Origin of the sequence: Aeromonas sp. 2692-1, assembly GCF_013085505.1 — a bacterium.
Lineage (GTDB): Bacteria > Pseudomonadota > Gammaproteobacteria > Enterobacterales > Aeromonadaceae > Aeromonas > Aeromonas hydrophila.
The window spans coordinates 2545668-2559482 of sequence record NZ_CP038513.1; the positions used below are offsets into that span (position 1 = coordinate 2545668).

14 protein-coding genes, 1 other RNA gene and 1 pseudogene are annotated in these 13815 nt (G+C 56.0%); 6 read left to right on the plus strand and 10 right to left on the minus strand.

Annotation, left to right across the window (positions count from 1 at the left end):
• Window positions 1-2007 (minus strand): DEAD/DEAH box helicase family protein, encoded by a 2007-nt coding sequence (locus E5E97_RS12185; protein ID WP_171280312.1) that lies wholly within the window; start codon window positions 2005-2007, stop codon window positions 1-3.
• Window positions 2008-2223: 216 nt separating this feature from the next.
• Here E5E97_RS12185 and E5E97_RS12190 point away from each other — a divergent pair.
• Window positions 2224-3311 (plus strand): IS3-like element ISKpn10 family transposase gene (locus E5E97_RS12190; protein ID WP_099368947.1). Its coding sequence is split into 2 segments (ribosomal slippage): window positions 2224-2476 and window positions 2476-3311, totalling 1089 coding nucleotides; the frame shifts between segments, so codons are not numbered across the junction.
• Window positions 3312-3362: 51 nt separating this feature from the next.
• On the opposite strand, the gene radC is transcribed toward E5E97_RS12190, so the two are convergent.
• The gene (gene radC / locus E5E97_RS12195) at window positions 3363-3860 is read right to left on the minus strand and encodes a DNA repair protein RadC (protein WP_171280313.1); all 498 of its coding nucleotides are present in this window, start codon (window positions 3858-3860) and stop codon (window positions 3363-3365) included.
• Between the two features lie 110 nt (window positions 3861-3970).
• Window positions 3971-4234: a hypothetical protein gene (locus E5E97_RS12200; RefSeq protein WP_238427677.1), complete on the minus strand. Its 264-nt coding sequence runs from the start codon at window positions 4232-4234 to the stop codon at window positions 3971-3973.
• 42 nt (window positions 4235-4276) lie between these two features.
• Here E5E97_RS12200 and E5E97_RS12205 point away from each other — a divergent pair, with 42 nt between their 5' ends.
• Window positions 4277-4771 (plus strand): inovirus Gp2 family protein, encoded by a 495-nt coding sequence (locus tag E5E97_RS12205; RefSeq protein ID WP_171280314.1) that lies wholly within the window; start codon window positions 4277-4279, stop codon window positions 4769-4771.
• 98 nt (window positions 4772-4869) lie between these two features.
• Here the strand turns inward: E5E97_RS12205 and E5E97_RS12210 are convergent.
• The 3 genes and pseudogenes from E5E97_RS12210 to smpB form a co-directional block, all read right to left on the minus strand.
• Window positions 4870-6109 (minus strand): annotated as a pseudogene (locus tag E5E97_RS12210) (integrase domain-containing protein).
• Window positions 6110-6261: 152 nt separating this feature from the next.
• Window positions 6262-6621, minus strand: a transfer-messenger RNA (tmRNA) gene (gene ssrA, locus E5E97_RS12215).
• Between the two features lie 119 nt (window positions 6622-6740).
• Window positions 6741-7229, minus strand: a complete 489-nt coding sequence (gene smpB / locus E5E97_RS12220; protein ID WP_011705343.1) for an SsrA-binding protein SmpB — start codon at window positions 7227-7229, stop codon at window positions 6741-6743.
• 169 nt (window positions 7230-7398) lie between these two features.
• Between smpB and E5E97_RS12225 the strand changes: the two genes are divergently transcribed.
• Both E5E97_RS12225 and E5E97_RS12230 read left to right on the plus strand, forming a co-directional pair.
• Window positions 7399-7833: an SRPBCC family protein gene (locus E5E97_RS12225; protein ID WP_011705344.1), complete on the plus strand. Its 435-nt coding sequence runs from the start codon at window positions 7399-7401 to the stop codon at window positions 7831-7833.
• Complete coding sequence (locus tag E5E97_RS12230) at window positions 7826-8173, plus strand: RnfH family protein (protein WP_024943861.1); 348 nt, start codon at window positions 7826-7828, stop codon at window positions 8171-8173. The genes E5E97_RS12225 and E5E97_RS12230 overlap by 8 nt, the downstream gene beginning before the upstream one ends.
• Before the next feature lie 127 nt (window positions 8174-8300).
• On the opposite strand, the gene E5E97_RS12235 is transcribed toward E5E97_RS12230, so the two are convergent.
• From E5E97_RS12235 to yiaY, 3 genes are all read right to left on the minus strand, one after another.
• Window positions 8301-8936, minus strand: a complete 636-nt coding sequence (locus tag E5E97_RS12235; RefSeq protein ID WP_171280315.1) for an NAD(P)H-binding protein — start codon at window positions 8934-8936, stop codon at window positions 8301-8303.
• A 124-nt stretch (window positions 8937-9060) separates the two neighbouring features.
• Entirely contained in the window at window positions 9061-9399 is a 339-nt protein-coding gene (locus E5E97_RS12240) for an outer membrane protein assembly factor BamE (RefSeq protein ID WP_011705347.1), read from the minus strand.
• A gap of 135 nt (window positions 9400-9534) precedes the next feature.
• A complete protein-coding gene (yiaY, locus tag E5E97_RS12245) occupies window positions 9535-10686 on the minus strand; it encodes an L-threonine dehydrogenase (RefSeq protein WP_118881583.1) in 1152 nt (383 codons plus the stop codon).
• Window positions 10687-11078: 392 nt separating this feature from the next.
• Here yiaY and udp point away from each other — a divergent pair, with 392 nt between their 5' ends.
• Entirely contained in the window at window positions 11079-11834 is a 756-nt protein-coding gene (udp, locus tag E5E97_RS12250; protein WP_011705364.1) for a uridine phosphorylase, read from the plus strand.
• A 117-nt stretch (window positions 11835-11951) separates the two neighbouring features.
• Here udp and E5E97_RS12255 read toward each other — a convergent pair whose 3' ends face one another.
• Window positions 11952-12716, minus strand: a complete 765-nt coding sequence (locus tag E5E97_RS12255; protein WP_171280316.1) for an RluA family pseudouridine synthase — start codon at window positions 12714-12716, stop codon at window positions 11952-11954.
• Between the two features lie 151 nt (window positions 12717-12867).
• On the opposite strand from E5E97_RS12255, the gene rihA reads away from it, so the two are divergent.
• On the plus strand, window positions 12868-13803 hold the full coding sequence (gene rihA, locus E5E97_RS12260; protein ID WP_171280317.1) for a pyrimidine-specific ribonucleoside hydrolase RihA: 936 nt from the start codon (window positions 12868-12870) through the stop codon (window positions 13801-13803).
• Window positions 13804-13815: the final 12 nt, after the last annotated feature.

The following is a 13815-nucleotide window of genomic DNA, read 5'->3' on the forward strand; positions in this document are numbered from 1 at the left end:
TTAACTCACTGAAACGTTGCGCTGTTGCTCAGAAAATTGCGATTCATCATGGATGATTGTTTCATTTTCTGGCAGTTCATTGGCGGCAGTTTTCATACGGCTTGCCTCGGCATTATATTCCCCACGCTTATAGAGTACGAACATGGTGTCATCGTGTTCTATACCAAAATGATCACACATTTCGTGAACATCATCTTCAGTCATGACCCATTTACTGACATTATTGCGTCGGGATATGTTATAAATACTGAAAATGGTTGCTGTGACGAGCTTTTGCTCTGTGTATTCACCAGAGCCAGGCATTACAATAGTATTGAATTCTATAGGCTCTTGCTGAGCAACTTTTTGCGTAAAATTTAGGGTCCGTTCTTTCATCGTACCTTCTTTACGTGCTTTTTCCTTGTTATCATAGGAGTCGCCATTGACCCAATGAGCTTTTACCCAACTTTTCTTGGCACCACGCATGGCACGAGAAGACTTTACCGAAGGACCAGAATCTCTGAGTAGCTCTTCACGTAGCAATGCTATGGCCTGCAGGATTAATTTATCCTCGGTATGCTGTGTGAAGTCGTAATCAGGATCAAGCAGCTTGGCTGGCACGGCAACGTAGCTATCGGTCATGTATGTTTCAACATCACCTATGGGTCTACGCCGCTTGTTTTTGACGGTTAATCCGACATCCAAACCATTGATATTAAACTCTTGGCATACATCTTCAAAAAATTCTTTGAGACCATCAAAATCAGAGGCGGCGTGTTCACTGGTATTTTTATCAAGGTAATCCAGGATTGCCCCATAGGCTTGTGCCGCATTAAGACTTGTGAAGTGATGTGCTTCTCGATTGTCATGGTACCCACAGGCTCTGCCAATGTTAGCTTGTACCACTGCTGCGACACTGGTTACTGTACTATCCCAGGTGGCAATTAGCCGCTGTTTCATATCTTGACCAAAATTAATCCCTGCGCGACAGCCTGCTACAGTAATAGCAATGAGCTTTTCGTCAAAGTCGATGCACTCATCGAACTCTTTTTTAAATCGCTCAATGGTAGTTAATTGGTCTTCTGGGACACCACTGAGATCTTTGCCAAGAATATGAACATTCTGATCTGCAAATCCTGCTTGAATAAAACCTTTTTTTGCCTCCATGGCGGCACCTGGTGGCACCCTGACCAATACCCATCCAGCACCTTCATGTTGTTCAAGTAAGTTCAGTAGTTTTTCTTTAGCAGGCGAGTCATCAAGAATATTCCTCGAGTCAGAATCCAATCCTGCGACTTTATTGCAACGTAGCATTTCCCGAACACCGTAGTACTCGTTACTGGTGCGATGGAATACCAATTTGGTATTAAAATCACGCCGTAAAATTGAGTTGCGAGCTGCCTCTTCGGCTGCTTCTGCAGCTTCGATAGCCTCTCTGTCTCTGTGATTATGTTTTGCTATTTCTTCTTCATGCTTGGCAACATCATATTCAGTCTCTGCCGCATAGAGAGCCCCAAATGGCGTCGCAGAGATAAACACTACTTTGCAATCTTTATTCTCTTTTTCGAGGTAATCAAAAACCTTGCAGTACCGAATAGCTGCTGCATTTGAGCCATAGTGACACTCGTCGATCAGGATCAGTTTGGGCGGATTGCCTTTAAAACTTCGCTCTAAATCTTGGTCGAATCGAATGAAGTTACTCACAACAACGTTTTTGGCATCTGTCAGATCTTTTTCTGCCTGCTCTAACAAGGCAACGTCAGGCATGGTTACCAAATAGAGAGTGTCTTTGAGCTTAGTTCGGTCGCAGATCTCTTCATCAGTCAGTGAGAGACGCTGCAAACAACAAAGAGCGAGTGCCACACCAGACTTACCAGCTTGCATCTCTGCAGCAGTGATAACCGCTCGGACATTACCACTCAGTGCATCGAATGTTTTTTGTGCTGCAATACGTTGATGATCGTGTAATTTTTTTCCTGTGAGGATGGCATTAACTTTTTGTCGCAAAGAGTCGGCTTTGGCTGTCATGAATAGGGGATCTGTGTGGTCAATAGATAGGTCTGTTAGTTTCACACAGCTGTCTGCGGGTTCCAACTGTGAGCGTGTAAAACTCGTGTGTTCAATCAAAAAACAAGCTTGAAGGATACCACGGCAAGTATCCTTGCCGTGGTCTGGTAATCCCCCCGAAAAACCAGGGTGCTCATAAGTAGAATTTTCCCGTACCTTGAACGCAGGAGGTTCTACATGAAAACATCACGCTTTAGCGATACCCAGATCATCGCCATCCTCAAACAAGCTGAGGCTGGAGCTCCCGTCCCGGAGCTCTGCCGCGAGCATGGCATCAGCACGACCACCTTCTACAAGTGGCGTTCCAAATTCGGGGGGATGGATGCCTCCCTCATGGCTCGACTCAAGGAGCTGGAGGACGAAAACCGCCGCCTCAAGAAGATGTACGCCGAGGAGCGCCTCAAGGCAGAGATCATCACCGAGGCCATGGCAAAAAAGTGGTAACGCCATCTGCCCGCCGGGAGATGGCGACCAAAGCCGTGACTCACTACGCCATATCCATCCGTCTGGCTTGCCGGATCTTCAAGGTCAGTGAAAGCTGCTATCGCTATCAGCCCGTGCTGGTCGATGAAAACCAGGAAATTGCCGATTGGCTGCTACGTATCACGGCCAGCCAGCGCAACTGGGGCTTCGGGTTATGCTTTTTGTACCTGCGCAACGTCCAAGGCTTTGGCTGGAATCACAAACGGGTATACCGGATCTATCGGGCGCTGGAGCTCAATCTGCGGATAAAACCCAGGAAACGGTTGGTTCGGGCTAAGCCAGAGCCGTTGGCGGTTCCCGACCAGCCTAATCAGTGCTGGTCGATGGACTTTATGCATGACCAGCTCAGCGATGGCCGCTCGGTGCGGCTGTTTAATGTGATCGATGACTTCAATCGTGAAGCGCTGTGCATCGAGGTGGATTTCTCCTTACCCGCCTCACGAGTCAAACGGGCGCTGGAGCAGGTGATCACGTGGCGAGGTAAGCCCGCCATTATCCGATGTGACAATGGCCCGGAATACATCAGCGAAGAGCTCAAGCGATGGGCGAAACAGGAGGGGATAACCCTGGGCTATATCCAGCCAGGAAATCCGCAGCAGAATGCCTACATCGAACGGTTTAACCGCACGGTGCGCTACGACTGGCTGGGCCATTACCTGTTTGAGTCACTGAATGAACTACAGGAGTTTGCCACGAACTGGCTGTGGGTTTATAACCATGAGCGGCCCAATATGGCGCTGGGTGGCTACACGCCGAAACAGCGTCTGGCACAGGCCGCATGACCTCTACTTTTGAATGCCCCTAAAAATGGGGGGATTACCGTCTGATGGTGCTCAACAGCACCCACGCTCCGCGAGCGACACACATGTATGTGCGGTGATGATCACATGATCTAACAGGCGTATCTCCACCAGCTGTAATATGCCTTTTAACTGCTCGGTGATCTGCAGGTTGGCTGAGCTGGGCTCCGCGTAGCCGGAGGGATGGTTGTGGGCCAGTAGGAGTGCAGCTGAATTATGTTTGAGTGCGCTTTTAAGAACTTCTCTGGGGTGTACAGTAGCAGCACCTAATGTGCCCAAAAATAGCTTTTCGTAAGCCAAAAGTCGGTGCTGGTTATCGAGAAAAAGAGCGACAAACACTTCTCGTTCCCTGGTCTGCAATATTGCTTGTAGTGCCTTTTGAGCCAAGTATTTGTCAGTAATAGCTTCTCCTTTGGCCAGTTTCTGACGAGCAATCTGGTTGGCGATAGTCAACAGGTCTTCTTCGTTAATCAGCTCGGTGACGAGATAGGTGCCGGGGATCTCTCCGGCGATCAGTTTGTGATGCAACATGATTAGGCTCCATACGCCATCGCCCCACCGCATTGGACGCGGCAGGGTAGGCGAGGTAGTTGGTTAATAGGTTACTGCATGGGGGGGGCTGCAGGCTAGGTTGGCGGTGTTCAGGCCGCCAAGGTGTGTAGTCGTGCAGCGGAATGTGGTAACTGGTGGCTAGTAAGGGTGCCGAACTGGGTTAGCCAGCAGTGATCAGGGTGATCGCACAGCCATTGCGCCAGTGCATCGCCCCGTTCGTTTTCATAGCGCAGGTAGAGGGCATAACCGTCCACTGTCTGGCCTTGGTCATGCACCACTTCAATGTGGCCATGGCACTCACGATAAGCCTCCAGCTCAATAGCAAGCACAGCACTAATCATCTTCTGCCTCATGGGATGGGATCACTCGCCACGGCATAGCCGCGATGGATGCAGATGCGCTGCAGGTCAGCCAAGAAGCTGGCCAGCACGCGGGGTTGCTCGATTACGCGCTTTTTTGCTTCACTAAAAAGCCAGATACAGGCGTTACGTCACCGTAAGGGTCAGACTGGTAAACGATTCTTCTTGGGTTATATCTGGGTAAAGGAGCAAGTAACAAGCCAGTACCCTCATTATCACGTGGTGCTACTATTTAACCGAGATGACTATGGTTATCTTGGTGATTACTCTAATTTTGATGCGGATAACATGGCGACGCATATCCGTAAAGTTTGGTGCAGAGCATTGAGGCTTGCATACTCTGATTATGCGTCTTTGGTGCATTTCCCTGCTGAAGCAGAGTATCGATTTGATCGCCGAGATGCTGACCTGCACAATGAGAAATTTTATAAATTCTTGGAGAGGATCGGGTATTTATTTAAATTACGCTCGAAAGTAGAAGGTGAACGTAATTTCGGGCGTAGTAACCTGATAGGAAATGTTCACAATTAATTCTTTTTCTTTAGGTTAGAGCCAAAGGGCAGTCATTTCAGGACACACCCGCGCAATTGGGCGGTGAGGACTTCCTGCGAGACCTCACCGAATTATGCTCAACCTGCTTTTGTGGATGGCAACCAGGTCAGTGCAGAGCCAGTTTTCGCTGCTGCATCAATATGCTCTGACCACCAGATCATCATTTCCCTACGTCGTTCCAGATAATCCGTGCGGTTATATGCGCTACGCACCTCATCTTTGTCAGAGTGCGCCAAAGCGGCTTCGATAACGTCTCGATCAAATCCTCTCTCGTTAAGGGTAGTGCTGCCCAAGGCTCGCAGGCCGTGAGCGACCAAGGTCCCTTCATACTCCATTCGTTTCAAGGCCGCATTGGCTGTTTGTTCGTTGGTGTGTGTTTTAGGATTACGGATACCAGGGAAGATAAATTCACGATGGCCGCTGATGGGGCGCATGAGCTCCAGGTAGGAAAGTGTCTGTGGCGTCAAGGGCACGTCATGACCCCTGCGCTTCTTCATTCGCTCTGGTGGGATCCGCCAGAGTTTCTTTTCTATATCGATCTCTGCCCACCTTGCTCCGGCCAGCCTCGCTGGGGCGAGCCAAGGTGTGCAGGCTCCATTCGATTAGGCAGCGGGTCTGCAAATTGATGCTGGCCTTGGAAAGTCGGTTCATCAGCTCTGGTAACTGGTTGGGGTTAATACTGGGCATGTGCTGTTTGGCTGGCCGTTGAAACACCTTGCGGATCCCCGAGCAAGGGTTGGCATCGATCAGGCCGGAGTTAACGGCAAAGGTCATGATCTCGTTCACCCGCTGGGTGAGGCGACGCACTGTTTCAAGTTTTCCAGCAGCAGCGATTGGCTCGATGATCTTGATAGCTCTCTGCGCCTTTATCTCCATCACGGGTACAGTGCCGATCTCGGGGAACAGATACATTTCGAGCGAACGCCAGAGATCTTCGGTATAGGCTGGGGTGACGGAAGGGCGTTTGACATCAAACCAGCGCTTGGCGACAGCCTCAAAAGTATGCTCGCTCAGCGATAACGCGGCGGATGCCTGCTCGTCACGATGGTGTTGGGGATCGATGTTTTGTTGCAGCAACGTTTTAGCTTCGGAGCGCTTCTCTCTCGCGTCAGCCAACGACATCTCCGGCCAGGAGCCAAAGCTGATCATGTTTCGCTGTTTAGTTAGGGGACGGTAGTAACGCAGGCGCCATAACTTGGAGCCATTGGGCTTGATGACGAGCTCCAGACCAGCCCCGTCACAGAGGGTGTATTCCTTCTCTTTGGGCTTGGCTGCTTTGATCTCGGTTGGGGACAATGGGCGGGTGATACGAGGCATAGGCATACGCTCCGGAAGGCATACAAAACGATATGCCTAAAAGGGCTGGATGGCAACGCACCCCATTGGACAGCATAAGACAACAAAAAACCCGCAAAGCCTTATGCTATGCGGGTTTCTTGGACTTCGTTGGTCACTGTTGGACCGGTATTTGGTGGAGCTGGGGGGATTTGAACCCCCGTCCAAAATTACTACATCCTTGGTACTACATGCTTAGTCACTCTTTACATTCGCCAACCCGCTGCGGAGAGACACGCCACGAATTGACTAGCTCGATTGGTTTTAATGCTTCCGCCCCGAGCAGGACTTCCACACGATCCTGTGAAGGATGACCTTCCGATTCCCTAGGACACAGGCAAGCTAGGGTAGAAGGGCTCAGCGCAGGTTATTAAGCTGCGAGTGCGTAGTTTTCGTCGTTTGCGACTATTTTTTTGCGGTTTATTAACGAGGCCTACCGCACCTCGGCATGCACCTTGGGTTTCGTGAATCTTGTCGAATCCAGAATCAGCCCCAAGTTGTTAAGAGCGATTGTACGCAAAAATCCTGTCATGGCAAGGCGTTGATGGCAATCGACCGGCCTTGGCCGGTCGATTGCTGGTTTATTGGGCGGCGCCCGGCAGGCGGCGCACCATCAACCGCGGTGCTTGTTCTTCATGATGCGCGCTTTTTCCCGATCCCATTCGCGGGCCTTGGTGTCTTCGCGCTTGTCGTGCTCTTTCTTGCCCTTCACCAGGCCGATCTCGACCTTGACCCAGCACTGTTTCCAGTAGAGGGCGAGGGGAACGACGGTGTAGCCCTGGCGGGCAATCAGGCTCTCGAGCTTGTCGAGTTCACGACGGCTCAGCAGCAGTTTGCGGGTCCGGGTCGGATCGCACACCACATGGCTGGAGGCCGCTTGCAGTGGCAGGAAGCTGGAGCCGAACAGGTAGGCCTCACCATCGCGGAAGATGACATAGGCTTCGCTGATGTTGGCCTTGCCCGCCCGCAGAGATTTGACTTCCCACCCTTGCAGGGACAGACCCGCCTCGATCTTCTCTTCGATGAAGTACTCGTGGCGCGCGCTTCTGTTGAGTGCAATGGTGTTGGACCCGGCTTTGTTTTTACTGTTTTTTTTGCTCATGACGGGCGATTTCCGGCAATGACTGGGAGGAGGGCATTATACGTGGGCAAGGGCGGCTGTAAAACGCGCAGCGGGTCAACTGATGGCTTTATGAGCAGTTTGACCGAGGTTTTACCTCCACAAGATGAAACATGATGATAAAATCGCGGCGATTGGATGAGGAAAAGCCATGCCCCGTATTACTCGCAGTGCCCTGGTGATGTTCAGCGCCGAACAGATGTTCAGGCTGGTCAATGATGTTCACGCTTATCCGGAGTTCCTGCCCGGTTGTGTCGGCAGCCGTGTCCACGAAACCGGCGATGACTATATGACGGCCTCGGTCGATGTGGCCAAGGCCGGGATTGCCAAGACCTTTACCACCCGCAATCTGCTCGATGCCAACCGGCAGATCAAGATGGAGCTGGTGGAGGGGCCCTTCAGCAAGCTGGCGGGCTGGTGGACCTTCACGCCGCTGGACGTGGATGCCTGCAAGGTGGAGTTTGATCTCGACTTCGAGTTCACCTCCAAACTGATCGAGCTGGCCTTCGGCCAGATTTTCCGCGATCTGGTGAGCTCCATGGTGCTTGCCTTCTCCAACCGCGCCAAGGTGGTGTACGGTGCCTGATCAACTCAACATCGAAGTGGTCTACGCCCTGCCCGAGCGGCAGACGGTGCTGCGGCTGCGGGTGCCTGCACAGACCTCGGTGCTGGCCGCCCTCGAGCAATCCGGCATAGTGCAAAAACACCCCGAGATCGATCTGGCGGTCAACAAGTTCGGCATCTACAGCCGACCGGTCAAGGGCTCCGAGTTGCTGCAAGATGGCGATCGCATCGAGATCTACCGTCCGCTCATCGCCGACCCCAAGGAGATGCGCAAGAAGCGCGCGGAAAAGGCCAAGGAAGAGGGGCGTGCCGATGTGGTCACGGGTGGTCGTCCCAATGCCAATCGCAAACAGTCTGACTAAATGCCTGCATTGGCAGGCATGATACTTCGTATAAAAGGTGCCAGCACTGGCACGACACCCCATATAAAAAAGGCGCCTTGGCGCCTTTTTTGATCCCGTCATCCACCCGCCAAGCCGAAGCCCTTCGCTACAGCTGGAGCAGTCGCTCGTTCTCGACCACTTCGCAGCCGGTGGGCTGGCGGGAGAGGGCGATCATGGCGCGGGCCACCTGGCCGGCCTTGATGGCGCGCCAGCGGCGCAACCTGCCTATCAGGAGCGGCTTCAGCAAGGGGTAGATGGCCTGGAAAAACTGCTCCGAGCGGCGTGGCGGCTGGCGATCGCCCAGCAACATGGCGGGGCGCACGATGGCGAGTCGCGGCCAGGACTGGGCCAGCAGAGCCTGCTCCATCTCCCCCTTGGTGCGCGGATAAAGGGCTGGGGAGTGCGAGTTGGCCCCCAGGCTCGAGACCACCACCAACCGCTGGCAGCCGTGGCGACGGGCCAGTTCGGCAAAGGCCAGCACATAGTCAAGATCGACCCGGCGAAAGGCCTCGGCCGAGCCGGCCTGCTTGCGGGTAGTGCCAAGGCAGCAGAAGGCGAGATCCACCGGTTCGGACAGATTCACCTCGGCCAGCATATCGAAATTGACCGGCAGCCAGTGGTGGGCGGGTTGCGGTGGCCCGGGCCTACGACAGAGCAGGGTCAGTTGGTGCTCTGCGGGTAGTTGTCGCACCAGCTCGCGGCCGATGAGGCCGCTGGCTCCGGCGATCAGGATCCGGCTCATGCTGCTCTCCCTGTGTGATGAAAGTGACGCCCGCATCCGCTGAGGGGCTGCCCTCTGCCAGCGGGTCGTCCGTGGCTGGCGGCGCTAAAACAAAACCGGCGCGAGGCCGGTTTTGTGGGTGGGATCAGAGCGGGGTATGGAAGGCCGCTGGCAGCGGGAAGTCGCCGGTGACCGTGGCCAATCTGTCGTTGGCAAAGGTCAGGGTGAGTTCCTTGCGCTCTTTCTCGCCGCGCCCCGGCTGGAATTCATAGAGGTAATACCAGGTGTTCGGGTCAAAGCCATCGCGCAGCATGGCGGAGCCCAGCACGAACTCGACCTGCTCGCGGGTCATGCCCTGGCGCAGTTTGTCGACCTGTTTTTGTTCCACATAGTTGCCCTGAGGAATATCGATGCGATAGACCAGGCTGCAACCAGACAGGGTGAGGGCGGTCAGGGCCGCGGCAATCAGGTGTTTCATCCGCATATCGAGTTCAGATCATCCATTCAAGTCTTTTTAAGCTCGGCAAATCATACCGGCTCCCTCTACGGAAGTAAAAAGCCATTGATCCATCAGCCAATAAAAAGGGCCGCCATGCGACCCTTTCTGCCGATTGCCCCCTTACATGGCGGCGCGGAAGATGGCGACGATCTCGGCGTGGCTCGCCTGTTTCGGGTTGGTGAAGCCGCAGGCATCTTTCAGGGCGTTCTCGGCCAGCAGGTTGAAGTCATCGGCCTTGACGCCGAGTTGCTCCAGCCCGGCCGGGATCTTGACGTCGCGAGCCAGCTGCTGGATGGCGGCAATGGCGGCGGCGGCCCCTTGCTCGTCATTCATGGCGCTCACGTCCACCCCCATATGACGGGCTACATCCTTGAGCCGGCCGGCGCACACCTGGGCGTTGTAGGCCTGTACGTGGGGCAGCAGCACGGCGTTGCAGACCCCGTGCGGCAGGTCGTAGAAGCCGCCCAGCTGGTGGGCCATGGCGTGCACATAGCCCAGGCTTGCGTTGTTGAAGGCCATGCCGGCCAGGAACTGGGCGTAGGCCATCTGCTCGCGGGCGTGCAGATCGTCCCCCTGATTGACCGCGGTGCGCAGGTGCTTGGCGATGAGCTGGATGGCCATGATGGCGCTGGCATCGGTCACCGGGGTGGCGATGGTGGAGACATAAGCCTCGATGGCGTGGGTCAGCGCATCCATGCCGGTGGCGGCGGTGAGGCCAGCCGGCTTGGCCAGCATCAGCTCGGGGTCGTTGACCGACATCAGCGGGGTGACGTGCTTGTCGACTATGGCCATCTTCACGTGGCGAGCCTCGTCGGTGATGATGCAGAAGCGAGTCATCTCGGAGGCGGTGCCGGCGGTGGTGTTGATGGCGATGAGCGGCAGCTGCGGCTTGGCAGAGCGATCCACCCCTTCATAATCCTTGATGCTGCCACCGTTGGCGGCCACCAGGGCGATGCCCTTGGCGCAGTCGTGGGGCGAGCCGCCGCCCAATGAGATGACACAGTCGCAGCCATTGGCCTTGAGCATGGCCAGGCCCGCTTCCACGTTGGTCATGGTCGGGTTGGGCTTGGTCTCGTCGAAAACTGTGCTTTCAATGCCATGTTCTGCCAGCAGGCCGGCGACCTTGGCGACCACGCCGATCTGGTTGAGGATCTTGTCGGTGACGATCAGCGCCTTGCGATGGCCATAACCCTTGATATCGGCTGCCGCCTCTTGCAGACAGCCTGCTCCCATCAGGTTGATTGCGGGAATGTAGAACTTGAATGTCGCCATGATGGACTCCGTTTTATTAGCCATTAAGTGGTATGCGGGCGCCAACATAGCATCGTTAGAGGGGATGAAAAGGGGTCAATGGTATCTGCTTTGCAACTTTATGGACTCGATCACGTACCGGAAACATGGGTCGCGACAGGGATTGACAAGGGCCCTTGCCCGTTCGTGGGAAGAAAAACGTTTTTCAATTAATTCATCAGGTTAGCAAACGTTTTGCGCCGAATTTGTCACTGTCAATGCAAGGAAGTGTGAGATGCTTCAAGGAATTGGAAAGCGCTTTCGACCATAGTTGGCGCCTCCCCGACGAGGGGAGTGAAGGCTTGAAAGTACCATAAAGAATCATCTTAACTTGCGCCCTGACCATGCTGGTGGGGAGCAACCAGGAGTCCACTATGTCTGATGTATTTCACTTGGGTTTGAAGAAAGCGGATCTGCAAGGCGCCACCCTGGCGATCGTCCCTGGTGATCCCGAGCGCGTGAAGCGCATCGCAGAGCTGTTGGATAACCCGGTGCACCTGGCCAGCCATCGTGAATTCACTACCTGGCGCGGCGAGATGGACGGCAAGGCCGTGATCATCTGCTCCACCGGTATCGGCGGCCCGTCCACTTCCATCGCAGTGGAAGAGCTGGCTCAGCTGGGCATCCGGACCTTCCTGCGCATCGGCACCACCGGCGCCATCCAGCCGCATCTGAACGTGGGCGACGTGATCGTCACCACCGGTTCCGTGCGCCTCGACGGTGCCAGCCTGCACTTCGCGCCGATGGAGTTCCCGGCCGTGGCCGACTTCGACTGCACCACCGCGCTGGTCAACACCGCCAAAGAGCTGGGTTCCAAGCTGCACATCGGTGTGACTGCCTCCTCCGATACCTTCTACCCGGGTCAGGAGCGTTACGACACCGTATCCGGCCGCGTCGTGAGCCGTTTCCAGGGTTCCATGAAAGAGTGGCAAGCCATGGGCGTGCTGAACTACGAGATGGAATCTGCCACCCTGCTGACCATGTGCACCAGCCAGGGCCTGCGCGCCGGTATGGTGGCTGGCGTCATCGTCAACCGTACCCAGCAGGAAATCCCGAACGCCGAGACCATGGCGAAAACCGAATCTGATGCGATCAAGATCGTACTGGGCGCCGCCCGCAAGCTGATCTGATAGCACCACCACGAGTGGGGGGTGGGGGCCGTTGCGAAAGCACGGCCCCTATCTTTATCCGCCGTTTACCGCTTTGCCCCTCTTCTGCTTGCCTGCCCCTTGTTTCCCTGCTCCAGGTTACCCCGGTTGCCCCGTCATGGTCGCCAGCGCCAGCGCAAAGGGCGCCTCACAGCGGATCTGCATCGGTTCGCCGCTGACCGGATGAACAAAATCGAGTTCACTGGCGTGCAGCATCAGCCGCGGCGCCTGTTCGCAGCCGGGCGGCAGCAGGCCGCCATAGAGATCGCAACCCAGGATGGGATGGCCCAGCTGCTGGCTGTGGATGCGCAGCTGATGGGTGCGGCCGGTCTCCGGCACCAGTCTGACCCAGGTCAGCGGCACTGTCTGTCCCTGAATCTGCTGCGCTAGCCGCTCAATCACTTGATAGCGGGAGCGGGCGGGTTTGCCGTTGACGGTGCAGATGCTCATCAGCGGAAACAGCGCCGGATCCTTGGCGATGGGGGCGTCGATCACCCCTTCCTCTTCGGCCAGGTGGCCGCACAGCAGGGCGCTGTAGGCCTTGCTCACCGTGCGCTGGCTGAACTGGCGGCAGAGCAGGGCGTTGATGGCCTTGTTCCTGGCCACCAGCATGAGACCTGAGGTACCAAAATCGAGGCGATGGACCAGGGCGCAGCCGGGGTAATCCTGCATCAGCCGATGGTGCACCGAGTCGAGGTTCTGCGGGTTCTTGCCCGACAGGCTCAGCAGGCCGCTCGGCTTGTTGATCAGCAGCAGGTGCTCATCCTCAAACAGGATCTCGATGGTGGCCGTACAGGGCGGGGCGATGAAGGTGTCGACGATGACGGACATGGGGCGCACGGTTAGAAAAGGGAGGGGGATCATACCCGAACCGGCGAAGCGCGGCGAATCGGCGTGAGTGCCGCTGGCAAGTGATTGATCTGTTTGGCCAAGGCGTTTTGTGACTCCCTCCAGAGTTAATCCTGCCGCCGCTTGCTAAGGTATGGCTCCCTGTCATGTTGTAAGGAGTCCGTCCATGGCGTTGCCCGTTATTCTCGATTGCGATCCCGGCCACGATGATGCCATTGCCCTCATCCTGGCGCTGGCCAGCCCCGAACTCAAGGTGCTGGCGGTCACCACCAGCGCCGGCAACCAGACGCCGGACAAGACCCTCAACAATGCCCTGCGCATCCTGACCCTGCTGGGGCGTGACGACATTCCGGTGGCGGCAGGGGCTCCCAAGCCGCTGGCCCGCGAGCTTATCATTGCCGACAACGTCCACGGCGAATCGGGTCTTGATGGCCCCAAACTGCCGGATCCGGCCTTTGCCCCCGTGGCCATGACCGCCCTTGAGCTGATGGCTAAGTGCCTGCGCGAGAGCCCTGAGCCCGTGACCCTGGTGCCGACCGGCCCGCTCACCAACATCGCCTTGCTGCTGGCGGCCCACCCCGAGCTCAAGCAGAAGATCGCCCGCATTGTACTGATGGGCGGCGCAGCGGGAGCCGGCAACTGGACCCCGGCGGCGGAATTCAACATTTATGTGGACCCACAAGCGGCCGATATGGTGTTCAAGTCGGGGCTCCCCATCACCATGTGCGGGCTGGACGTGACCCATGAGGCGCAGGTGATGGACGAGGACATAGCGCGGGTGCGTGCCATCACCAATCCGGTGGCCCAGTGCGTGGCCGGTCTGCTCGACTTTTTCATGATCTACCACCGGGATCCCAAGTGGGGATTTGCTGGCGCGCCGCTGCACGACCCCTGTACCATTGCCTGGTTGCTGGCCCCCGCGCTGTTTCACGGGGTCGAGTGCCGGGTCGATATCGAGACCGGCGGCACCCATACTAGCGGCATGACGGTGGTGGATCGTTACGGTCTGACCGGCAAGCCGGCCAATGCTCTGGTGTTGCTGGGGCTGGATCGGGCCGGTTTTATCGATCTGCTGGTCACGCGGCTGCGGGCCTTTGACTGAACGCAGTTCCAC